The sequence below is a fragment of the Shewanella sp. SM68 genome (assembly GCF_025653925.1).
Classification (GTDB): domain Bacteria; phylum Pseudomonadota; class Gammaproteobacteria; order Enterobacterales; family Shewanellaceae; genus Shewanella; species Shewanella oncorhynchi.
Genome location: NZ_JAKKRU010000002.1, coordinates 403494 through 425463 on the forward strand (window position 1 = coordinate 403494; position 21970 = coordinate 425463).

The window sequence follows — 21970 nt, forward strand, 5'->3', positions numbered from 1 at the left end:
GCAAATGCTAATGCTGTAACATGACTTGTAACTTGCTCTGATAGCGTTGACGCTCTGACTCATCTCGGCTCAAAGCCAAGGCTTTATCCATATTCAGTTTGGCACGCTTTTCGTCCCCCAGAGCCCAGTAGGTTTTAGATAAACCGAAGAAGAACTCATGACGATAATCCGCTTTTGCCAACGCCCTTTGATACCAAGCCAAGGCCTCGTTGTATTGATGCTCATCATAGGCTTGCTGCCCCATATCATAGTAATAATAGGGATTACGTATTCGCGCTAATTCAAGCACTTTATTAATTTCGGCCCATTCATCAAGCCGACCCTGCTCCCCTAAAATCAAGGCTAAGTTATAAAGCGTTGTCAGATTTTTCGCATCAAACTTGAGTGCATAGCGATAAACCTGTTCGGCCCGCTTTTCATCACCTTTATGCCGGTAAATAATGGCGAGCGTGTTGAGTGAAGGAACAAACTGGCCGACTTTTAAACCCGCTTTGATCAAGGCATAGGCCCTGTCTAAATCACCGTTCACCAAAGACTCTGCCGCCATGTTGTTGTAAAACATACTGATTAAGGTCTGCCGATCCACTTGGGTTTTACCGTATCCCCGTAGAGCTCGCTCCGGCATAAAGTCCACTAAAACAGCTGCAGATGACACATAAACTGAATGTGCGTTTTCAGGTGGAAATAAACGTAAATTCACATGCCCATTGATTAAATAGAAATCACCTTGCTTATCCCATACGGGTTCTATCGCGATATCTTGATACTCAGCACTCACATTCAATATGTCCGCTAATGCAGAAGTCATGACCACTAAAGACATGCAATTACCCGCCCTTTGGGCGTAGGTTTCACGGGCAATTTGGGTCAGATTATTTTGATATCGAAAATCAATGTTAGCGCTATTGGTTTGACTCGCATTGATATAACTAGCTAACCATTCATTGGCTAACATGTTGTTATTGTGTGACAAAGTGTATATCCCATAGCGACGTTTTACGTCTATCACAACCTCGGGGGGCAGATAAAAGATATCAGCAACAGAAGGAATATCGGCCACAGGGGTAAACAGTGAATCGGCAAGTAGCGACTCAAGATCAGACGGATCAGGCGCGATGGTCGTCGAGCTACAAGCAAACAATTGACTGAATACAACGCTCAAGATCGTACTCAAGTATACGGCTCGGAATAGTTTCGACATACGTCCTCCCACACCATTAGCTCCTATTTGAGCTTATTACAAATGGCGAAAAAGACGACATAAAATGGTTACAAAAAATGATAATCGCGATCGATTGAAAATAATCGCAAATAATTTAACGAATTAACTATTGTGAAGGTCGGTCAACTTCTATGTATAACTCACGCTGCTGATAATGATACGGCCGATAGTTATGCTCTCCACAGGTAAAATGTCGATAGGGTTTCATGACCGTAACGCAACCTGAGGGTAAAGCCTGCAAAATTTGGATTTGCTGCTGGCGACGAAGCGACTCCTGCCATTCAAAATCCTTGAGCACTTGATCACGCACGGCAAAGGCATCGACAGGCTCACTTGAGCGATTAACGATCACTTCTCCTGCAAAGGCAGAAACCGATATCCAGCCAGAAATGACGATAAGACTTAGTCGCGAAAATTGACCTATTGTTTTTATATTCAAGCTCATAGAACACTCCTTAATTTATACAAGAAAACAGAATTGCTCAGTAATTAAGCTTATGACCCTGTGCTTAAACTTCAATCACATTGATTACCCATAAAAAAGCAGAGCCTAGGCTCTGCTTCACTATCCCTCGATCCAAGCTAAGCATCAAGGTGAATCACGTATTAATGTGCAAGTTTAATCAGCCCGCATTTTTGACCGTAACAAACTCAGGATAGGCATCAATACCGCAGTCAGAAGCATCCATACCGTTGTATTCTTCTTCCTCAGTCACACGGATCCCCATGGTTATCTTAATCACATACCAGACTGCAAATGATGAGCAGAATACCCAAGTGAAAATGATCGCTGCGCCCGTCAACTGTCCGGTAATAGTTGCATTAGCATTGGATAATGGCACACACATTAAGCCGAGGAAACCAGCCACACCGTGTACTGAAATCGCACCGACGGGATCGTCGATCTTAATGCGATCTAAGCCCACAATCGAGAAGACCACCACACCGCCCGCCACTAAACCAATCACACCCGCCATTAACAATGAAGGCGAAAGAGGATCTGCCGTAATTGCCACTAATCCAGCCAGAATACCGTTAAGGATCATGGTCAAATCCGCTTTACCCCAAATCATCTTACACACGATAAGCGCAGAGATAGCACCAAAAGCCGCTGCGGTATTGGTATTCACAAACACTTTCGCCACTGAGCTTGCATTCGCCGCATCCGACACCATTAATTGCGATCCGCCGTTAAAGCCAAACCAGCCCATCCACAGAATAAACATACCTAAGGTTGCCATTGGCAAGTTAGAGCCTGGAATAGGATTCACTTGACCATTAGGCCCGTATTTACCCTTACGCGCACCGAGTAATATTACGCCAGCAATCGCCGCGGTCGCCCCCGTCATATGCACAATACCGCTACCAGCAAAGTCTACAAAGCCCAGTTTAGCGATAAAACCTTGGCCCCAAGTCCAATAACCTTCTACTGGATAGATAACCGCTGTCATCACCACAGAAAAGAACAAGAAAGCCCACAACTTCATCCGTTCCGCCACAGCACCAGAGACAATTGACATCGCCGTTGCCACAAATACAACTTGGAAGAAGAAGTCAGATTCTAATGCATGGCTCGCATCTGCTGATTGTGAACCAATTAAGGTGCCAATTGACGGTAACCAGCCACCTTCAGTGTTATCCACATACATGATGTTGTAGCCAACCAACAGATACATCACACAGGCAATCGCGTACAGCACAACGTTCTTAGTTAAAATTTCAGTGGTATTTTTAGAGCGAACTAAACCCGCTTCTAACATAGCGAATCCCGCCGCCATCCACATGACTAAAGCGCCAGAAATCAAAAAGTAAAAGGTATCGAGTGCAAAGCGTAGTTCAGTGACTGTGCCGCCTAATTTCGTTAATTCTCCCATTGTCAGCCCCTTATAGCGCTTCAGTATCAAGTTCACCCGTACGGATACGGATAGCATGTTCTAAATCAACGACGAAGATCTTACCGTCACCAATTTTCCCCGTATGGGCCGCAGTGGTAATGGCCTCAATCAACATGTCGAGATTTTCAGCCTTAGTGGCAATTTCTAGTTTTACTTTTGGCAAAAAATCCACCTGATACTCGGCGCCGCGATACAACTCTGTATGCCCTTTCTGACGGCCAAAACCTTTCACTTCGGTCACCGTCATGCCCTCAATACCAATTCCGGCGATAGCTTCACGGACATCATCCAACTTAAACGGCTTGATGATAGCGCTGACTAGTTTCATCCTGACCTCCAAAAAAACGCGATTGTTATTAACTTGTATCAAAGGTAATTCAATCATTAGGCCAACAATTTAATCTATTGATTATTATTGGTTTAAATTGTTTAACACTATTTTTCAAGGTTAAAAATGCACCATAATCGAGCACTAACTGGTGCGATGCACTCTTTTAGTGAGCAGTTTAAGTGCGACAGCTATTCGACCTTAGGCCTATTGGTAACAAGGTTAATTTAGGGTCTACTGGGGGAAGCGTAAAACGAGATGAAATCTGAGCATCACAACACAAGCTCTTAGACAAAAGCGAAGATCATCACTAAGACAATCATCAAGCGCAGAAGGAAGGCCCGATGTTAAAACCTGAAGAATGTGTTCTCGTTATCGTCGATGTGCAGGGAAAACTTGCACAAATCATGGATAACAGTGACAAGCTGCATCAACAACTACAGACCTTAATCCAAGGCGCACAATTATTTGAAATTCCCATACTGTGGTTAGAACAGCTACCCGATAAACTCGGAGCAACTAGCCCTGAGCTGCAAACCTTACTTGCGAAAACCAGCTCACCCATTGCCAAGCAGCATTTTAGCGGCTGGCACTGTGACGCGTTTGCAAAGGCATTAACTAAGACGAATCGCAAACACGTCATACTCGCGGGTATTGAAACCCATGTGTGTGTTTACCAAACCTGTTGTGACCTTATCGAACAGCAATATTCGGTGCATCTCGTCGCAGATGGCGTCTCGTCACGCAGTGCTGAGAATAAACAACTCGGGATCCAAATGATGACGGCCAGGGGCGCCCTATTAACTAACGTAGAATCGTTATTATTTGAATTACAACATCAAGCCCAAGGCGAGCGGTTTAGGGCGTTATTAAAACTGATCAAATAGCGATTTAGCCCGTGGTATTTCTTCAGCCAGCATGACCAACGCCTGACATTACTCGATATTTTTTCCATAAAAAAGCCCCCGCTGAGTCAGCGAGGGCTTTTGTTTGCATGAGGGGTTAGCTCATATCGAAAACTCAACCGCGATTGATTAAAACCTACTTATAAGTGGCTTCGCGTTTTTTCGCTTCTTCATCCCACTTAGGTAATATGTCTTTCTTAAATGCTTCTTTCTCAGCATTCATCTTTTTCATGTCCATACCTAAGGCCGCTTGTGCTTTAGCTTTAGTAGAGATATCAGGAATCGCAACAGGATCTGTGATGCCTTTTTTACCGAGTAATTGCGCTAACTTCACACGAGCATCAGCAGCTTTACTTACCGAAGTTCCCAGAATACGCAATGCTTCATCAGGTGCGTGAGCTGCAACACCATGGGAAGCAATCGCTAAATCCCAACGCCATTGTGAGTGGCGAATATCTGTCAGTATGGGTTTCATTTCTTCTTCAGTTGCGCCAGCTTTCCACGCAGCCTCTGCTTCGAAGTGCGCTTTCACTAATTGCTCTTCCGCTTTCAGTTTCATTTCTTTAACTTTAGCTTTACGCTCATTAGTCACGCCGACCAAAAACTCTTTAGTCTGGCTATGGCAAGTTGCACAGGTTTCTTCAAAACGGTCGAATGGATTGCCCACTTTATGATCGGTAAACTTCTTACCTTCAGCACTGGTCACTTTTGGCATGTGACAGTCAACGCAACTCACATTATTCATGCCGTGAATACCCATTTTCCACGTTTCATACTCTGGATGCTGGGCTTTTAACATTGGTGTCTTAGAAAGGGCGTGTGTCCAATCAGAAAATTGGATTGAGTCATAGTAGACTTCCATTTTTTCAACTGTTGTACCCATATCCCAAGGGTATTTAACAAAATTCTTTTTGTCGTCAGTTTTCTCAAAATAATACTCAACGTGGCACTGAGCACATACCATTGATTCTTTATCTTGTTTAGACGCTTTGCTAAAAGGTGTACCTATAGCTTCAAAAGCACGGTCTGCATAAGGGCGTGAAATACGTAACTTTGGAGAGCTTTTTTCATGGCAATCACCACAACCAATGGTATTTGTCACTTCAGGGCCACCCTTTGACCACTTACCTTTGAAGTAACCATCTTCGCCTTGCTCTTCAATCAAGCGAGGTACGTCAGGGCTCTTACAGCTCCAACATGCCATCGGCATAGAACCATCTTCCGCATTAGCGGGTGCACCTGTACGTAGCGTGTTGCGCACGTCAGTTACCGCATACATGTGGCCGCGTGGTGCATTATAATCTTTAGCAAAACTATAACCCGCCCATAAGATCACCATATTAGGATCTTGTGCAAGAGCATCCACTAGTTCTTCACTTTTAGCGGTATCATGCCAGCTACTGTATTGATTCTTAAATTTATCTTTATAAACTTCGTTGCGAGGCTCTGTTTTATCACTCGCCATTGCGCCCGCTGCCATGAAGCTGGCGGCAACCAGTGCACTCAGTGCAAAGGACTTACCTGTCATCTTCTTCATCATCTCATCTCCGTGTTGCATTATTGTTGTAAATCACGACATCTCCATGGTCAAACTTAGTGATTTAACCCTGCTAAAAATATACCTCTTAGGGGGTATATAGGTTGAAGTTTGCGCTAGATCAAAATGTAAAGGTGTTGTTGTTCACATTTCTATACTTTTGTTAATGTATTACATTATTTTCTAATGTAAAAACCACTGCAAAGTGCCATAACAGCGGCCATCAAAATGAACAGCGGATTAATGAAACGAGGTAGTCTAACCTCAAAAATCTTAGGATTAATGTTAGTACTTATTCTGCTCTCTAGTAGTTTATCGACTTTTGCTATCATCAATTTGTCCTACAGCTTAGGCGACGCCAAGGCGATTAATGCCTCAGGGTCGCTGAGGATGCAAAGCTATCGGTTAATGTTTTACGCCAACTCAGGCAGTGATGCTGCGCAGGATAAAATTACCGAATTCGAAAATACGCTCTATTCCGACACATTAAAGCCCTCGGAAAGTTGGTTTAGTCCGCCAGAAATTGCCGCTCAATATCAGCTTGTCATCGATAAATGGCTGGTGATGAAACACTACATAGAACAAGAAAACTCCCGCGATTATGTCGCCTCACTGAAGGACTTTGTTGATACCATAGATTTACTGGTGCTAGAGATGGAGCACTACGCCGCCTTTAAACTCAGGCTCCTTGCCGCCAGCCAAATATTAGGCTTAGGCGTCATGCTCATTATCGCTTTTGTGGCCGTGCGTTTTACAAAGAAGAAAGTAGTGATCCCACTGCAAAAACTGATGGAGTCGGCGAATACCATTTCTAAAGGTAATTTTGAAATTGAAATGCCCGAGACCGAATACATTGAACTTACAGCGCTGACCCATGCCCTACAAAAAACGGCTAAGGAACTCGCGACGCTTTATGGCAACTTAGAATCGCAGGTAGCAGAAAAAACCTTAGCGCTGACAAGGGCCAACAACGAACTGGCATTATTATATGATAACCTACTGACATTAAACGCAAATAAACTCGATTACAAGGCTCTCAAGGCGGCGCTGAATCAGTTAAAAGGCTATGAATCACTCGACTACCTAAGACTCATCATTCAATACCCAGAGCAAGAGTTAGAAGTGATTGAGGCCGATGGCGGTTGGCCAGATATGACTCAAGAGAGCACCCGTTTCCCACTGCAATTTGAGCAGGCTAATTTAGGCTATTTAGAGTTAATTGCCGACCAAACACCCAATATCGCCTTGTTTAACAATTTCGCAATTATGCTGACCCGCTCAATCGTGATCCACAATGCCACAGAGCAAAGACAGCAACTGGCGCTAATGGAGGAACGTGGCGTAATTGCCCGAGAGCTGCACGACTCTTTGGGTCAAGTGCTATCTTTCCTGAAAATCCAAATTAGCTTATTACGCAAAAACTTAGATTGCAGTTGCCGCAGCCCGATCGTTGAGGCGCAGTTAACCGAAATCAACGAAGGCGTGAGTACTGCCTACGTGCAGCTCAGGGAGTTACTATCCACCTTTAGGCTCACAATTAAAGAACCCGATCTAAAAAGTGCTTTAGAGGCTACGCTTGAGCAACTCAGGACAAAGACGAATATAAAGATAACCTTAGACTATAAACTTGCGCCACAATGGCTAGAGGCAAAGCAGCACATCCACATACTGCAGATCACGCGAGAAGCAACGTTAAACGCCATCAAACACGCCGAGGCCAGCCTCATTAACATCTATTGCTATAAGGATGACGAGGGTATGGTCAATATTGATGTTTGTGATAACGGCATAGGTATTGGACATTTAAAAGAACGAGATCAACATTTTGGCATAGGTATAATGCATGAACGAGCCAGTAAGCTTTCAGGTAAAGTCGTGTTCAGCGACAATGATTTAAAGAGATTTAAACCTGCTATGGCAACAACGACTGAGCAAGGATGCAATGCACAAGACGACGCACTCAACCCTAACAGCCCATTAAACCTTATGCAGCACAGCAAAGGGTCAAGTGGCACTAGAGTGACGCTTATTTTCCCATCTCAACAGGAGCCTTCAAATGGGTAAACCTTATTCCGTACTGGTGGTCGATGACCATCCCCTCTTGCGCAAAGGCATCTGCCAACTCATCGCTTCAGATCCTGACTTCAGCCTATTTGGCGAAGCCGGTAGTGGTTTAGACGCATTAACCGCAGTGGTCACCGATGAACCCGACATCATATTGCTCGATCTGAATATGAAAGGCATGACAGGCTTAGATACCCTCAACGCCATGCGCCAAGAAGGTGTTACCTCACGCATAGTAATTCTCACCGTTTCCGATGCAAAACAGGATGTTATCCGTTTACTTCGCGCTGGAGCCGACGGCTATTTGCTTAAAGATACTGAGCCAGATTTGCTGCTCGAAAAACTCAAAAATGCCATGCTTGGCCACAGGGTGATCAGCGATGAAGTCGAGGAATACCTTTACGAACTTAAAGATGCGACCGATGAACAAGAATGGATTTCGAGCCTAACCCCAAGGGAGCTGCAAATTCTACAGCAACTGGCGGAAGGCTTAAGTAATCGCATGATTTCAGAGCATTTACACATTAGTGAAGGCACTGTTAAAGTGCACGTGAAAAACCTACTGCGTAAAGCCAATGCTAAATCGAGAACCGAAATGGCGGTGCGCTATCTGAATCATTAAAGATACAAAAATGAGCTTGGTATCGCGCAAACAATAAAGGCAATCCCATGATTGCCTTTATGTTTTTATCAAATAGAGATTAAATAAATGATTACAAACCTTTCTCAATAAATTGCTGCCAACTCAATAGCGCCTGCTCAAAATCCTCAAGGCCACAATAAGCTTCTGACTCAGCATCATAGAGTGACATAGCCTCTTCTAATTCATATTCTTGCTCAAAGCCTAAGGTATTGGCAAAGACTCGCGCCTGTTCACGCTCTAACTCTAAGGTAAAATCATTACCAACAAGACGCCATGAACCTCGTTTATCGGCTTGAATTTCTTTTATCACACCCAACACTTGCTGAATTTTAGCTAACTCAGTCCCTAATTCTTCCGTAAACCATTGCCCAAGCACTTCATGATCCATGCTAAAGCTAGCCAAAAAAGTGCCAGTTAAACTGTTACGCCGAAATTCGTATTCCATTTTATTGTCTCTTTGATCTAAGCCTACTAATGCTAATTTTAACCTATCCTTGGCTAAGTTGCTTGCATCACTCAGCACATCAAATTTATGTCAATTAACGTTTACCTCATGTCGTTAAGCATAAGTACTGACTTCATTTTCATGACAAAATCAGTTAGTTTGTTTGGATGATTTTGAAAGTTAAATGGAATGCGATATGCACGAAGGGTTTATCTACAGTTTAGTGCTCAGCGGCGCCCAAGCGGGTTCCACCTTGAGCCTAGAACAGATCGAAAAATGGGATCCTCAGGATGGCCTACTCTGGTTACACCTTCGCTATCGTAATAAAAAGGCACGCCACTGGATACTCAATAGCGGCCTGCCGAAGGTCGAAAGTGATGCCCTACTCGCCCAAGACACTCGCCCCCGCGCTGTGATTACAGGTGAAGGCATATTACTCGCATTACGCGGCGTTAACCTCAACCCCAATTCTGCTCCCGAAGACATGGTGGCAGTGCGTATCTATGCCGATAAACAGCGGATCATTTCCACCTGCGATCGCGAGTTACAGTCGGTCAAAGATGTCGCCGAGCTAATCCTTGAGGGCAATGGGCCTACAACTACGGGGGACTTTATCGTCGCAATCTGCGAACGACTGACCAATCGTAAAGTCGAGTTTATTGATAAATTGGAAGAACAGCTCTCTGATTTAGAAGAACTAGTCGTCTCAGGCAATGTGAAAGATTTACGTACCGATATCGCCGAACTGCGCCGCCAAACTGTAGCCATTCGCCGCTATTTAGCCCCACAGCGCGAAGCATTCTCGAAAATGATTTCCGAGCAATTCAGCCTATTTAAAGATACTGAGCGACTCAAGCTAAGGGAAACAAACGATAAACTTATCCGCACCATTGAAGATCTCGATGCCCTGCGCGATAGAGCCAATGTAACTCAAGAAGAATTACTCAGTCAGCAATCGGAGCAACTCAACAAACGCTTATATTTCTTATCCTTAGTGTCAGCAATCTTCTTACCGTTGGGCTTTTTAACAGGCTTACTTGGGGTCAATATTGGCGGGATACCGGGCGCGGACAACACTTGGGCCTTCGCCACCTTCTGCGGCATATTAATCTCACTCGTCGCCCTGCAAATGGCGCTGTTTTATCGATTTAAGTGGTTATAGCCACCTTAAAACAACGCCAATCGATTAGGATTGGCGTTGTTTTCTCTCAGTCCGATAAGCTATAAGCTAATTGTTATGGGCTAATGCTTACGAGCTAATTTTTATGATTTAGGCCGGAATGTCGGCAACTCAAACACATTGGTCATCACTTTATAAAGCTCTGTTCCTTGGTGCACTGATGCCGAAGCAAAGTGCAAAATCGGCACGCAGTCCTGCGGCAAACTGACCGTTTTTAGCTCATCCGCCGTACCGTATAAATCCATTCGCAGCAAATTCACTAAGGGCTGCCCCGCGGCTAATGGCTCACCCACAGGAGCAAGGTATTCCACTAACCCAGAACTTGGCGCGTGATACTTTTTATAGTCTTTAAGGTAACAACCAAAGCGCGACATTTTAGCAGGCGCAACGGTTTCAGCTATTACGCCTCGGTGGCTTAAATACGCCAAAATCCCTTGAGCATCAACCAACGCATCCTCAAGACAGACACGCTCTTGACTCGCCAATTCTAAGGTTAACGCCGACACAGCAACGGTTAGATCGCGCCCCTGTGCTTTTGCAAAATCACTTAATTGCCACCAAGGACAAAACGCTGCTTCATCCATAGCACCACCAAAGGTATTGGGGATAACGAGCGTATAAGGGATCGACAAATACTGTGCGGCAGCTAAGTCATATTCCGGACAATACAAATGTTTACAGGATTTAGGACCCGTGTGCAGATCGAGCACTATATCCGCACCGTGGGCCATAATCTGCAGATTAACCGCGAGTCTATGGCCAGTAGTAATGCCCCATTCATGCCGCAATTTTTGCTGACAGGCTTCAATCAAAGTACTGCGATAGGCTTGGATCAGCTCGCTATCACTCAGCTTGGCATGTTCGCTATACCAAATCGGCAAATCGATAGCATGATTCAAATACTCACGATTCCAATTCGCGCCTGTAATAGGGTCAAATCGGCCAAGGGTAAACTCACCACTTTTTTGGTTGATCCCGAGTGGATTGGCCAATGGCACTAAAGTGATTTCGCCGCGGATGTCACAGTGTTCAAGCTGCTTCATCAACTGATAAATCACCGCATTACCTTGTACTTCAGCACCGTGGACATTGGCCTGAATATACACTTTGGGGCCAGTCGCCTTATCGTCACTCGGTTTGAAATGGTAGATAGGCAAAGTAAGTGCTTGCCCTGCGGCAAGCTCCCCGATTTGCAGAGACGATGTTGTCGGCAACATACTAAACGCCTTCGAACAGATTTTGATGCAGCGATTTAACCACTTGCGCCGCTTCCGATTCTGCCACTAACACACACAGATTATGTGGGCTGGCACCTTGGCAAATCATCCGCACATTGTGTGGTTCTAACACTTCAAATACACGGCGACAAATACCCGGCGTCGTCGCGATGCGATTACCGATAATCGCCACTAAGGCCAATCCATCTTCAACTCGCACACGACAATGCTGTGATAATTCTTGTAGCAATGCCTCACTCAACAGACCTTGACCACTCGAATCTGAACCAGTTTTATCGAGGGTTAGAGACACATTCACTTCTGATGTGGTAATCAAATCCACACTGATCTTATGTCGCGCTAATGTCGCAAAGGTTTCCGCTAAAAAGCCCTGCGCATGCAACATTTGCAAGCTGTGAAGATTTAATAGGGTTTGATCGCGGCGCAAAGCCACAGCGCGGAATACGGGCGCATCTTCCACTTGATGACGGATCCAAGTCCCGCCCTTTTCAGGCTCTTTACTTGAACCCACAAACACTTGAATTTGCTGACGAACGGCAGGAAGAATAGTCGCTGGATGCAATACCTTGGCACCAAAGGTCGCCATCTCGGCAGCCTCATTGAAACTGATCTCGGCAATCGGAAAGGCATTGGGCGCCAAACGAGGATCCGTTGTATAAATTCCCGCGACATCGGTCCAAATCTCTACCGCTGAGGCGCGTAACGCTTCAGCTAACAGTGCAGCAGAATAGTCACTACCGCCGCGACCTAACGTGGTCGTTTGACCGGCTTCATCGGCACCGATAAAGCCTTGCGTGACAATCACTTGTTCCGCTAACAGTGGCTGTAGATAATCACGAGCTAGAGTCGCAATCTGCTCGACCTGAGGTTCGGCGCGGCCAAAGTGGCTGTCAGTACGTAACACTCGGCGCACATCGAAGGCACTTGAGTTAACACCTTTCTCGCGGATCACCGCCGAAAACAACGCCGAAGAACATTGCTCACCGAGGGACAACAACTCATCCATAGTCGCTTTGCTGCGTTGTGATGCGAGCGCTTCACTCAATACTGACATACGACTCAATAATTTATCTAATGCGGCGGCCACATCGTTAGGACGACCGAGCTTATCTAAAATCGCATATTGAATTTGGGCAATTTGTTTTAATCGCTGTAATCGGCCATCGTCGTTGATCGATTCTTGGGTCAATTCCACTAACAGATTAGTCACGCCGCTCGAAGCGCTGACCACGACTAAACGGCAATGAGGATTAGCTAACACTATGTCGGCACAGCGATTCATAGCGTTATAGTCGGCAACTGAGGTGCCACCAAATTTTGCGACAACGAGGGACATTAGCGCACCTCCGTGAAACACGTAGGGCAAAAAATAAATGCAGATTGAATAAAATATTGATTAACTAACATGATCACACTCCGAACTGACTTCGTTCGAAGAGCCTGGTGCTCAATGATAACGCACCCCAAAAGAAGGGAAACAGCAATCGTCACCAGAAGCTCTCCACCAATTACAGGTGACAATCGTCAGGATTCAGCCTGAGCGACCGACATAAACATGCAGCAACCATATCTATGCCTCGGCGTTAATCTCCCTCATCAGTCATCGCTGGAGTTTGTGCTCCTCTGACCGACTACCTAGTTAACGCTCCTCTTCTGTTCCTTTCATAGGAAAGGGACGAAAAAAGTAGCAATAAACCCCTAATGAAGTCAATGCTAATTTCATAACAAATGAACAATTTAAATAAAATCTTTTGAAAACAACTAAGTGTTCAAATCGGGTAGCTCGTATACCAGCTGCACATAATCTCTAAATTTGCCTAAACACACTTCATCATGTCCATCCAAGGTGCAAGGCACTAAGCTCACATCCCCTTGTTCGACAACATAAATCGCATATTGATTAAATTTCTTACCCAATTGCAATGCCATAGTTCGATCGATAAACACGGCCCAACTTTTTTCCATGTGGGATAAATCCGGTGCAGCGCCCACTAAAGCACGATAAGGGCTACCGAGTAATTCAATTTCACGAAGAAGTTGGCGATCGAGTAAACGGTTTTGGCTAGGAGAGAGAAGCTTTGAAGCGGGATTATGAGCGGTAATAACAGCAAAGGAAAAATCACAGGATAATGCTTGAGTCAGCAGAAACAACGGCGCTTGGTAACATTGCCACAAATTTTGAGTCGTATTGTCCATTGGTAGTCTAGTCGAAAAATGAACCCAAGCTAGTGTAGCAGAGTGATTGTAAAATCCAAAGAGGCGTGAACTGGCTCACAGGAATAAGAAATACATTAGTTATACTAATCAATAGCTAAAGTAAATATCATGGTAAAAACCCCTGCTCACCTAAAATTTGTTAACATTTCATTTGTTAACAAATGACTAAAACGAGTACAATGTACGTACTGGTGAGTTGAAACAGATTGAGCAAGATGCTTATCGTTCAATACAGTTTGTTACATATATCGCTTAAAGTAACGTGAACTGACCGGGCATCTGTTTAAAATCTGTTCTACATTTGATTTGTCTTTTAAACATTTAAAAAAAACAATAGTTAAGGAACTTATTCTAACTATTGCTTATCGAAGTTGGTACTGATTACGTTTTCTCGTATTACACTTAAACGTGCACTTAATCTACATCCAGATATAGATGTCACCGTAAAGATTTTCCTTTTGAGCACAAAGCAGTTCAAGGAAGTATCAACGCTTTTATGAATATAAGAGCCCGAAGTAAGTTGCTCTTATTGGTTAGTATAAACTGATTAAAATTTAGGTAAATAATATGCAAAATCCGCACATTCTGATCGTTGAAGATGAAGCCGTTACCCGTAACACGCTGAGAAGTATTTTCGAGGCAGAAGGGTATGTGGTAACTGAGGCCAATGATGGCGCAGAAATGCATAAGGCTATGCAGGAAAACAAAATTAACTTGGTCGTTATGGACATTAACTTGCCAGGTAAGAATGGTCTATTGTTAGCACGTGAACTACGTGAAATCAACAACATCGGTCTTATCTTCCTGACAGGTCGTGACAACGAAGTCGACAAAATTCTTGGACTTGAAATTGGCGCGGACGATTATATTACCAAGCCGTTCAACCCACGTGAATTAACGATTCGTGCTCGTAACCTTCTGACTCGTGTCAACAGCGCTGGCGCTGAAGTCGAAGAAAAGAGCTCAGTAGAATACTACCGCTTCAATGATTGGAGCTTAGAGATCAACAGCCGTTCATTAGTGAGCCCACAGGGTGAATCTTACAAACTGCCACGTAGCGAGTTCCGCGCTATGCTGCACTTTGTTGAAAACCCAGGCAAAATTTTGACTCGTGCCGATCTACTGATGAAAATGACTGGCCGTGAACTTAAGCCACACGATCGTACTGTAGACGTGACTATCCGTCGTATCCGTAAGCATTTCGAAAGCTTGCCAGATACGCCAGAAATCATCGCAACTATTCACGGTGAAGGCTATCGTTTTTGCGGTAACTTAGAAGGCTAATCGCCCGCTAAGCGACATCCGCATTAATTGGTTTGATAAGAATCGATTCACAAAAAACCAGATCCTAGGATCTGGTTTTTTTATGCCTGCTATTTGGCGTTTTTCAACTGCCTATCGAGGAAATCTACCAGTGAGCGATATAAGTGATTACGCACTTTCTCGCCACGCATCGAATGTTTAGATCCTGGATAATCGATCATCTGGAACAACTTGCCTTCATCCTGCAACGCCTTATAAACCCGAGTGCTGTTTTCAAACAAGACGTTATCATCGGCCATGCCGTGATACATCAACAAACCCGCTTGATAGTTTTTCACATAAGGGAACACGCTGCTGGCTTCATAACCTTTTTCATTCCCCTCAGGATGGGCTAAATAACGCTCAGTATAATGGGTGTCATATAAGCGCCAGTCGGTTACAGGCGCGCCCGAAATCGCGGCTTTAAAGTAGTCCGGCGCCTTAAATAAACTCATCAAGGCCATGTAACCGCCGTAGCTGTGGCCGTAAATTGCCACATTATCGGCATCGACAAATGGCAGACTCCGTAAATAGTCCACTCCCACTTTTTGATCCTTGACTTCAGCTTCGCCCAAGTGACGGTAAATCACTTGCTCAAACTTTGTGCCCCTGTGGGCGCTGCCGCGGTTATCTAATTGGAACACCACATAGCCTTGTTGAACCAGATACTGAGTAAAGTAGTCCTGCTCGCTCCAACTGTTAGTCACTAACTGTGCGTGCGGCCCACCGTAAACCCGCACGACGACAGGGTATTTATTGCTCGCATCAAACGGCACAGGTTTGAATAAACGGGTTTGCAACACTTGGCCATCTTCGGCTTTTAGTTCACCAAATTCAGGGATTTGCCACAGACCCGCATATTCATATAAAGGATGGCCTTGCTTGACCGCATTTTGCTCGACCCAAGCCAATTGTTGGCCCTTGTCACCGTGTAAACTGATCTGCGGTGGCTGAGATAAGCTATTGAAATAATCCAGATACACACTTTGATTGTCGGCAAACACAGGGTCGTGCATGCCCGCTTGCTTGCTTACCCGCTCAACCTTGCCACCCGCTAAAGGCACGCGATAAAGTTGTTTCTCGATTGGCGTATCTTTGCGGCCAGTGAAATATACCCAACCTGCGGTTTCATCTATGTATTCCAACGCATCGACAGCCCACTCGCCCTGAGTCAATTGGGTTTTAAGTTTGCCTTTTAAGTCAAAAAGATACAGATGATTAAAGCCGTCACGCTCAGATGCCCAAATAAAAGCCGATTGCTGTTTTAAAAAGTGCAGATCGTTATTGAGGTTCACCCAAGCGTTACTGCGTTCTTTCACTAAGGTTTTTGGCTTAGTCAGCGAGTCTAACGCCACCAGTTGCAAATCTAGCTTATGTTGATCGCGGCTCTGCCACTGGAACGACAAATGTTTGCTATCGGGCAACCAATCGACCCGCGGCAGGTAAATATCTTTGCTCTTGTCTTCGTTGTTCTCTTCGCGCAGGGTCACCCAATTGATAGCCTTATCTTTTAACGTGACCACACCGAGGGCGATATCGACGTTGTTTTTGCCGGCATAGGGATAGCGCTGCTCAGTAAGTTTAATACCATCAGCATAGATTTCGTTACGGGTTACTTGCTCGACACCGGACTCATCAATACGGGTAAAGGCGATGGCCGATTCATCGGGCGCCCACCAATAACCTGTCATGCGATCCATTTCCTCCTGAGCGACAAACTCGGCCATGGCATTTTTAATCGCCCCGCCGCCATCGCTCGTCATAGCTTGGAGTTTTTTGGTCGCCAGATCTAACACATACAGATTTTGATCCCGCACGAAAGACACAAAATGTCCCTTGGGCGATAGGCGCGCATCTGTGGCAAACCCTTCGCCAATGGGAAGTTGGCTGACTCTGTTATCCACTAATGAAAAATAATACAGATTACCAGCAGCCGGAATTAATAGCGCTTGGCTATCATCGGCCCAGAAGTACTCCATAATGCCTTCGCCATAAATACGTTGGCGTTCGCGGCGGGCCTTTTCTTCATCGGATAATTCATTGCTTGCCAACTTATCGGCATTGAGCAATAGGCTAGATTTGCCCGTCTTTACATCCATCTGCCAGAGATCATAAAAGTTTTGATTGTCTTTACGGCCCGCAAGATAAGTGACGCGCTGACCATCGGGTGACAGTTTCAAACCACGAGGACTGGTGCCCGCTAATGCGGGCGAGGCATTCATTCGCTCAATCGTCAGTGGCAGTTTGCCGCCTTCCATTGCAAAAGCTGGGGTAATTGAAAACATAGCTGTCGAAATCATGGCCATTTGGCTCGCTATCAGTAGGGGAACGGCGCGCACCTTAAGTGAGCACGCAGGAAACCAAGTTAACCTATTTTTAATCATTATTATTCCTTGGAAACATAATCGCCTAAGATGTCAGCGATTAAAAACAAGCCGACATTGTGCCAGAGGCAAACCCTAAATAGAAATAGCATGCAATATGCCGATACAAATTAGGCCCTTGCGCCAAGCTCAATCCAAATAATCCCAAAAAGCCTTAATATTCGCTAAAAGCATCAGCAACATCGCTGAAATTGTCGACTAACTGAGTTATCATTCGCGGCAAATAACGAAATTGACCTCATTGTTGAACCTCTAAAGGACATAACATGCAGACTCTGGCCCAGTACCTGACCTCACAGGCAGTGAACGACTCCCTCTCCCACCTAATTTTAACCTTAGCCGACACCTCAAAAGCCATTAGCCATGCCGTTCGCCACGGTGCACTTGCGGGCGTGTTAGGCGCGACCGAGCAAGAAAACGTCCAAGGTGAAACCCAGAAAAAACTGGATATCATCACCAACGACATGCTCAAAGATGCCTTAAAAGCTGACGGTACAGTGCGCGGTTTAGCGTCGGAAGAAGAAGATCATGTGGTTGAAGTCAGCCAAAATGGTCAATATCTGGTGTGTTTCGATCCACTAGATGGCTCATCTAATATAGATATCAACTCGTTAGTCGGCACCATTTTCTCCGTCCTGCCCGCGCCTGCTGGCGAGCTGACTGAAACCAGCTTTTTACAATCTGGCCGCGCACAATTAGCCGCAGGTTATGTACTTTATGGTCCATCAACCATGCTGGCATTAACCACAGGCCAAGGCGTGCAACTGTTTACTTTGCACCCAGAAACCAATGAGTTTTTACTGACTAACGCCGCCATGAGCATTAGCGCAGACACCGCCGAATTTGCCATTAATATGTCGAACCAGCGTTTTTGGGAAGCGCCAATGCAGACCTATATTGCCGATTTACTGCTCGGTAAAATTGGCCCACGCGAGAAATCATTCAACATGCGCTGGATCGCGGCCATGGTCGGCGATGTACACCGCGTGCTATCCCGTGGCGGTATTTTCACTTACCCAACCGACAATAAAGATCCTAAAAAACCGTACAAACTGCGCTTGATGTACGAAGCCAACCCAATGGCCTTCTTAGTCGAACAAGCTGGCGGCAAAGCCTCAACGGGTTATGAAACCATTTTAGATATTCAACCAACTCAAATTCACCAACGTGTTGCCGTCATCCTAGGCAGCAGCAACGAAGTCGACACTTGCCTGAGCTATCATGGTATTGATTACAGCGAAGAACCAAGTCTGGACTAAGCAGAATCGCTTAGATTCTGATTTTTAGGATAAAAGCCACTGACCACAGTGGCTTTTTTGTTGTCGCGTAATGCGACATTTTGAGTTGTGATTGCGAAATCAGGGATCTGTAAAGTTTTAGCGATGGGTTTCACATTTGGAGTTTATGCGGCCTAACGGCCGAGGTGAATCAAAGTCGTGGGTCTTCAACCCGCACCCGACCAAGAGGGGATCAACAGCAATTCCCTCTTGGATCTCCCTTGCCGCCACTAGCGAAGTTACATGCATTAGTTACTAGCCTTGGCCTTATGGATAAATAGCTATCGCTTCCGAAGGCAACGTCCCTGTACCTGCGAAAGCTAGCCGGTCATCCATGACCGGACTCACGCAATTTATTCCAACGCCCCGCGGCAACTTCGCAGGGAAGGTGAACTCCTGAAGCTTCAGTGTTAACTGTTAATCATCATAGATTAATGTCAGTTCTATCTTTTTATCTTACCAATAATGTAGTTGCTTTTTATTTAAACCTTTGTTAATTTCGAATTGCTTCTGAATGAGGATATTTATTTAAACCAATTAGGTCAGAAGGTAAATAACATGTTGTCAAGTACTATCTGGACGCCGAATAAGCTTAACGATAGGAACGATAACAACATCTCGACGAAGGTTATCCTAAGTTTCATAGATGTCTCCAAGGTTATAGTTACATTATAATTCATATCTAACATTACGCGGCAACGTCTTAGGACAAAACGGTTGTTTAAACAACTTGGTTAAGCCGGAGTAGGGCGTGTGGAATTGCCGCAGTTCTAAGTCTGCTCCGGTTTTGCTAATGGATATAAATGTTAAAAGAAACTCCAAAATGGTATAGAAGCCGAGGTTATCTCCATTTCGACCTACCAATTAATCAAGAAAAAGCAACCCTATTAGTTACTTCGCCTTCTAGAGTAGCAAAACATCCGTTTTTCCCACTAATTAGTTACGTAGTTCTATCTAAGAAAATCAGTAAAGACCAATCAACTGGAACCTTAAATGTAGTTACAAAGGATAGGCCGATAGCTTATTCTGCCCATAAAGATAGTCATATTTATGCTTACTACTCTCAAATACTTTCCGAAAAGTATGAGAAAGAATTAATTAAAAATAACTTACAAGACTCTATTTTGGCATTTAGGGAGCTGGGAAAAAGCAATATTGACTTTGCATATGAAGCATTTTGTAGAATAAAAAGCCTTGGAGAGTGTAGTGCTGTTGCACTTGATTTTTCTAAATTTTTTGACACTTTAGATCATGATTTGTTAAAAAAATCATGGGCAAATTTACTTGGCAAACAAAAGCTTCCTACTGATCACTTCAATGTCTACAAATCACTTACGAAATATTCAAAAGTGGATAAAGCCACTCTCTATAAAGCTCTCTCCATATCCATAAACAATCCTAAAAATGGTAGATTTAGAGTTTGTAATGCATCCGAATTTAGAAGTATGGTTAGAGATAAAGGCTTAATCGAAACGAACAAAAGTAGATATGGCATCCCTCAAGGCTCACCTATAAGCGCTCTTCTTTCAAACATTTACATGTTAGAATTTGATAAAGAAATGAAGCGCTTTGTTGATATTTATAATGGGTATTACTACAGATATTGTGACGATATGCTATTTATCGTTCCAACCGAACTACGTAATACTGTTGCTGGATTTGCAGCAAAACATGTCAAAGCGCTGAAAGTGAGTATTAATCCCAAAAAAACTGAACTGAGGTCATTTAAAAAGGTTGGTGATACTTTGATTTCAGAACAGATGTTGCAATACCTTGGTTTTATGTTCGACGGTGAGAATATATATATACGTTCTTCATCGTTAGCTCGTTACTCTGAGAAAATGAAACGAGGAATCAGTTTAGCTAAACAAACTATGCGAAAATATAATTGCATTAGGGCTGACAAAGGCGCAACAGAAAAAGAATTATTTAAGAAAAAACTATATAGTCGATATACACATCTAGGTGCTAAAAACTTTATCACTTATGGTTTAAGAGCAGCAAAAAAAATGGATAATAGCAAAACAATTCGTCGCCAATTAAAACCTCTTTGGCAGCGTTTTCATGAAGAGATAAATAGAGATTAAAAATCACACAGTAGCAACAGAAGTTTACCTCCCCTGCGAAGTTGCTGAAGGGCGTTGAAGAAAACAACGTGACGCAGACAGGACGTCTGCGTAGCTTTCTGGGTACAAAGATGGGACAGGCATAACTCTTTTGGGATTAACGGTCAACACCGAGATCACAGAAGTTCACCTCCCCTCGGAGTTGCCGCAGGGCATTTGCGTTCGTTGCGTGAGCGAGGCATGGATGCCGAGATAGCGTCAGTCGAATCAGGGACGAGCGTCTGACGCGATAGCATAAGGACGCTTAATGCCCAAGGGGCTTTCAACTCCGTTAGGGGCGTCATGGAGCATCCAAGGAGGATAGGACGAGCAGTCCTCCTTGGTCGGGTGTGGGGTGAAGCCCCACGACCTTGATTCACCTCGGCCGTAAGGCCGTATAAATCTGCAACTACAATATGGACGTGAACTAAAAATCGAAGGTTCTACATCAGTAGAATTAACAATTAAAAAGACAAGGACGAGCAGTCCTCCTTGGTCGACTCTTGATTAAACGTTAGGGGTGAAGCCCTAGGACTTTCTAGGCCGTAAGGCCACAAAGCCAAAAGCTACATAGCAAGTGCGAAATGTGGCGAAAAGAAAATCACGACAGGTACAAACTCCAAAGCACAAATTTGCCACAGCAGCCGCAAGGCCAGCGTGAGTGACCATAGCTGGACTCACACATTTATAAATCAAGAAGGCCAACGCCCCGCAGCATGGTTGGCGGGGATTGGTATTTTGTGGCATAAGCGGTGAATTAAAGCCAGATAAGAGCTGCCGCTCCTGTTTGTCGTCTGTCAATTGAATACATCAAACAGGCGGCTTTACTGACATTGCTATTTTACTTCCAACCGATTATTTACCGAGTGCACACCAGAGGTTGCTGCCGTGACCCGTTCAGCTTGGTCTTTCTGAGCTTGGCTATTTACATTGCCGGAAATGGTGACATCGCCCTTGCGGGTTTCTATCTGAATATCTAAATTTTGTAGCTGCTGATCAGCGATCAACGCAGTATTAACTGCTGTGGCAATTTTAATATCATCACCAGTACCATCCTCGGTTGTTACAGTTAAGTCTGGTGTACCTGTTTGGGTATTCACATTGCCACTATCACAACCGTTAAGCAGCAAACTACCAACGAGTACAACACCAGCGGTAACGAACGTAAGTTTCATGGTTTGCATTATAAGCTCCTTCACACTGCAAAAAGTGCAGGGTAATAACCATA

General features: G+C 44.5%; 18 protein-coding genes and 1 riboswitch. Of the genes, 7 read left to right on the plus strand and 11 right to left on the minus strand.

Going from position 1 to position 21970, the window contains the following annotated elements; genetic code table 11:
• Positions 1-7 precede the first annotated feature (7 nt).
• The 4 genes from L5M40_RS04870 to L5M40_RS04885 all read right to left on the minus strand — a co-directional run bounded on the left by L5M40_RS04870 (position 8) and on the right by L5M40_RS04885 (position 3445).
• Positions 8-1201 carry a tetratricopeptide repeat protein gene (locus L5M40_RS04870; protein ID WP_263178199.1) on the minus strand — a complete coding sequence of 398 codons (1194 nt, stop codon included), beginning with the start codon at positions 1199-1201 and terminating at the stop codon, positions 8-10.
• Positions 1202-1328: 127 nt separating this feature from the next.
• Positions 1329-1667, minus strand: a complete 339-nt coding sequence (locus L5M40_RS04875) for a hypothetical protein (RefSeq protein ID WP_028761802.1) — start codon at positions 1665-1667, stop codon at positions 1329-1331.
• 178 nt (positions 1668-1845) lie between these two features.
• On the minus strand, positions 1846-3096 hold the full coding sequence (locus L5M40_RS04880; RefSeq protein WP_263256315.1) for an ammonium transporter: 1251 nt from the start codon (positions 3094-3096) through the stop codon (positions 1846-1848).
• Between the two features lie 10 nt (positions 3097-3106).
• Positions 3107-3445 (minus strand): P-II family nitrogen regulator, encoded by a 339-nt coding sequence (locus L5M40_RS04885; RefSeq protein ID WP_028761800.1) that lies wholly within the window; start codon positions 3443-3445, stop codon positions 3107-3109.
• A gap of 344 nt (positions 3446-3789) precedes the next feature.
• Between L5M40_RS04885 and L5M40_RS04890 the strand changes: the two genes are divergently transcribed.
• Entirely contained in the window at positions 3790-4332 is a 543-nt protein-coding gene (locus L5M40_RS04890; protein ID WP_263256316.1) for a hydrolase, read from the plus strand.
• Between the two features lie 154 nt (positions 4333-4486).
• Here the strand turns inward: L5M40_RS04890 and nrfA are convergent, their stop codons facing one another.
• Entirely contained in the window at positions 4487-5890 is a 1404-nt protein-coding gene (gene nrfA, locus L5M40_RS04895) for an ammonia-forming nitrite reductase cytochrome c552 subunit (protein WP_263238144.1), read from the minus strand.
• A 225-nt stretch (positions 5891-6115) separates the two neighbouring features.
• Between nrfA and narQ the strand changes: the two genes are divergently transcribed.
• Together narQ and L5M40_RS04905 are read left to right on the plus strand one after the other, a co-directional pair.
• Entirely contained in the window at positions 6116-7951 is a 1836-nt protein-coding gene (gene narQ / locus L5M40_RS04900) for a nitrate/nitrite two-component system sensor histidine kinase NarQ (RefSeq protein ID WP_263256317.1), read from the plus strand.
• Positions 7944-8573 carry a response regulator gene (locus tag L5M40_RS04905; RefSeq protein WP_173247473.1) on the plus strand — a complete coding sequence of 210 codons (630 nt, stop codon included), beginning with the start codon at positions 7944-7946 and terminating at the stop codon, positions 8571-8573. The genes narQ and L5M40_RS04905 overlap by 8 nt, the downstream gene beginning before the upstream one ends.
• A gap of 91 nt (positions 8574-8664) precedes the next feature.
• Here the strand turns inward: L5M40_RS04905 and L5M40_RS04910 are convergent, their stop codons facing one another.
• Entirely contained in the window at positions 8665-9039 is a 375-nt protein-coding gene (locus tag L5M40_RS04910) for a YacL family protein (RefSeq protein WP_105250233.1), read from the minus strand.
• A 196-nt stretch (positions 9040-9235) separates the two neighbouring features.
• Between L5M40_RS04910 and L5M40_RS04915 the strand changes: the two genes are divergently transcribed.
• Positions 9236-10201: a zinc transporter ZntB gene (locus L5M40_RS04915; protein WP_131525184.1), complete on the plus strand. Its 966-nt coding sequence runs from the start codon at positions 9236-9238 to the stop codon at positions 10199-10201.
• A gap of 101 nt (positions 10202-10302) precedes the next feature.
• Here the strand turns inward: L5M40_RS04915 and L5M40_RS04920 are convergent, their stop codons facing one another.
• The 3 genes from L5M40_RS04920 to L5M40_RS04930 all read right to left on the minus strand — a co-directional run bounded on the left by L5M40_RS04920 (position 10303) and on the right by L5M40_RS04930 (position 13653).
• Positions 10303-11436: a succinylglutamate desuccinylase/aspartoacylase family protein gene (locus L5M40_RS04920; protein ID WP_263256318.1), complete on the minus strand. Its 1134-nt coding sequence runs from the start codon at positions 11434-11436 to the stop codon at positions 10303-10305.
• A gap of 1 nt (position 11437) precedes the next feature.
• Positions 11438-12793: a lysine-sensitive aspartokinase 3 gene (gene lysC, locus L5M40_RS04925; protein ID WP_131525182.1), complete on the minus strand. Its 1356-nt coding sequence runs from the start codon at positions 12791-12793 to the stop codon at positions 11438-11440.
• Between the two features lie 150 nt (positions 12794-12943).
• Positions 12944-13118: riboswitch (Lysine riboswitch) on the minus strand.
• 100 nt (positions 13119-13218) lie between these two features.
• On the minus strand, positions 13219-13653 hold the full coding sequence (locus L5M40_RS04930; RefSeq protein WP_168824631.1) for a DUF3293 domain-containing protein: 435 nt from the start codon (positions 13651-13653) through the stop codon (positions 13219-13221).
• A gap of 588 nt (positions 13654-14241) precedes the next feature.
• On the opposite strand from L5M40_RS04930, the gene arcA reads away from it, so the two are divergent.
• Positions 14242-14958, plus strand: coding sequence for a two-component system response regulator ArcA (arcA, locus tag L5M40_RS04935; RefSeq protein ID WP_006080127.1), 717 nt, complete (start codon positions 14242-14244; stop codon positions 14956-14958).
• 89 nt (positions 14959-15047) lie between these two features.
• Here arcA and L5M40_RS04940 read toward each other — a convergent pair whose 3' ends face one another.
• The gene (locus L5M40_RS04940) at positions 15048-17360 is read right to left on the minus strand and encodes a S9 family peptidase (protein ID WP_263256319.1); all 2313 of its coding nucleotides are present in this window, start codon (positions 17358-17360) and stop codon (positions 15048-15050) included.
• Between the two features lie 266 nt (positions 17361-17626).
• Here L5M40_RS04940 and L5M40_RS04945 point away from each other — a divergent pair, with 266 nt between their 5' ends.
• Together L5M40_RS04945 and drt2 are read left to right on the plus strand one after the other, a co-directional pair.
• Positions 17627-18619: a class 1 fructose-bisphosphatase gene (locus L5M40_RS04945; RefSeq protein ID WP_263256321.1), complete on the plus strand. Its 993-nt coding sequence runs from the start codon at positions 17627-17629 to the stop codon at positions 18617-18619.
• Between the two features lie 821 nt (positions 18620-19440).
• Positions 19441-20724, plus strand: a complete 1284-nt coding sequence (drt2, locus tag L5M40_RS04950) for an antiviral reverse transcriptase Drt2 (protein ID WP_012588592.1) — start codon at positions 19441-19443, stop codon at positions 20722-20724.
• An 854-nt stretch (positions 20725-21578) separates the two neighbouring features.
• On the opposite strand, the gene L5M40_RS04955 is transcribed toward drt2, so the two are convergent.
• A complete protein-coding gene (locus tag L5M40_RS04955) occupies positions 21579-21926 on the minus strand; it encodes a BON domain-containing protein (protein WP_105250242.1) in 348 nt (115 codons plus the stop codon).
• Positions 21927-21970 lie beyond the last annotated feature (44 nt).

Bases quoted from the DNA above. Each gene is read 5' to 3' on its own strand.
- lysC (WP_131525182.1), bottom strand. From the start codon at position 12,793: ATGTCCCTCGTTGTCGCAAAATTTGGTGGCACCTCAGTTGCCGACTAT.
- L5M40_RS04955 (WP_105250242.1), bottom strand. From the start codon at position 21,926: ATGCAAACCATGAAACTTACGTTCGTTACCGCTGGTGTTGTACTCGTT.
- L5M40_RS04890 (WP_263256316.1), top strand. From the start codon at position 3,790: ATGTTAAAACCTGAAGAATGTGTTCTCGTTATCGTCGATGTGCAGGGA.
- arcA (WP_006080127.1), top strand. From the start codon at position 14,242: ATGCAAAATCCGCACATTCTGATCGTTGAAGATGAAGCCGTTACCCGT.
- drt2 (WP_012588592.1), top strand. From the start codon at position 19,441: ATGTTAAAAGAAACTCCAAAATGGTATAGAAGCCGAGGTTATCTCCAT.
- L5M40_RS04945 (WP_263256321.1), top strand. From the start codon at position 17,627: ATGCAGACTCTGGCCCAGTACCTGACCTCACAGGCAGTGAACGACTCC.
- L5M40_RS04905 (WP_173247473.1), top strand. From the start codon at position 7,944: ATGGGTAAACCTTATTCCGTACTGGTGGTCGATGACCATCCCCTCTTG.
- L5M40_RS04885 (WP_028761800.1), bottom strand. From the start codon at position 3,445: ATGAAACTAGTCAGCGCTATCATCAAGCCGTTTAAGTTGGATGATGTC.
- L5M40_RS04915 (WP_131525184.1), top strand. From the start codon at position 9,236: ATGCACGAAGGGTTTATCTACAGTTTAGTGCTCAGCGGCGCCCAAGCG.
- L5M40_RS04930 (WP_168824631.1), bottom strand. From the start codon at position 13,653: ATGGACAATACGACTCAAAATTTGTGGCAATGTTACCAAGCGCCGTTG.
- L5M40_RS04870 (WP_263178199.1), bottom strand. From the start codon at position 1,201: ATGTCGAAACTATTCCGAGCCGTATACTTGAGTACGATCTTGAGCGTT.
- L5M40_RS04880 (WP_263256315.1), bottom strand. From the start codon at position 3,096: ATGGGAGAATTAACGAAATTAGGCGGCACAGTCACTGAACTACGCTTT.
- L5M40_RS04910 (WP_105250233.1), bottom strand. From the start codon at position 9,039: ATGGAATACGAATTTCGGCGTAACAGTTTAACTGGCACTTTTTTGGCT.
- narQ (WP_263256317.1), top strand. From the start codon at position 6,116: ATGAACAGCGGATTAATGAAACGAGGTAGTCTAACCTCAAAAATCTTA.
- L5M40_RS04920 (WP_263256318.1), bottom strand. From the start codon at position 11,436: ATGTTGCCGACAACATCGTCTCTGCAAATCGGGGAGCTTGCCGCAGGG.
- L5M40_RS04940 (WP_263256319.1), bottom strand. From the start codon at position 17,360: ATGATTAAAAATAGGTTAACTTGGTTTCCTGCGTGCTCACTTAAGGTG.
- nrfA (WP_263238144.1), bottom strand. From the start codon at position 5,890: ATGATGAAGAAGATGACAGGTAAGTCCTTTGCACTGAGTGCACTGGTT.
- L5M40_RS04875 (WP_028761802.1), bottom strand. From the start codon at position 1,667: ATGAGCTTGAATATAAAAACAATAGGTCAATTTTCGCGACTAAGTCTT.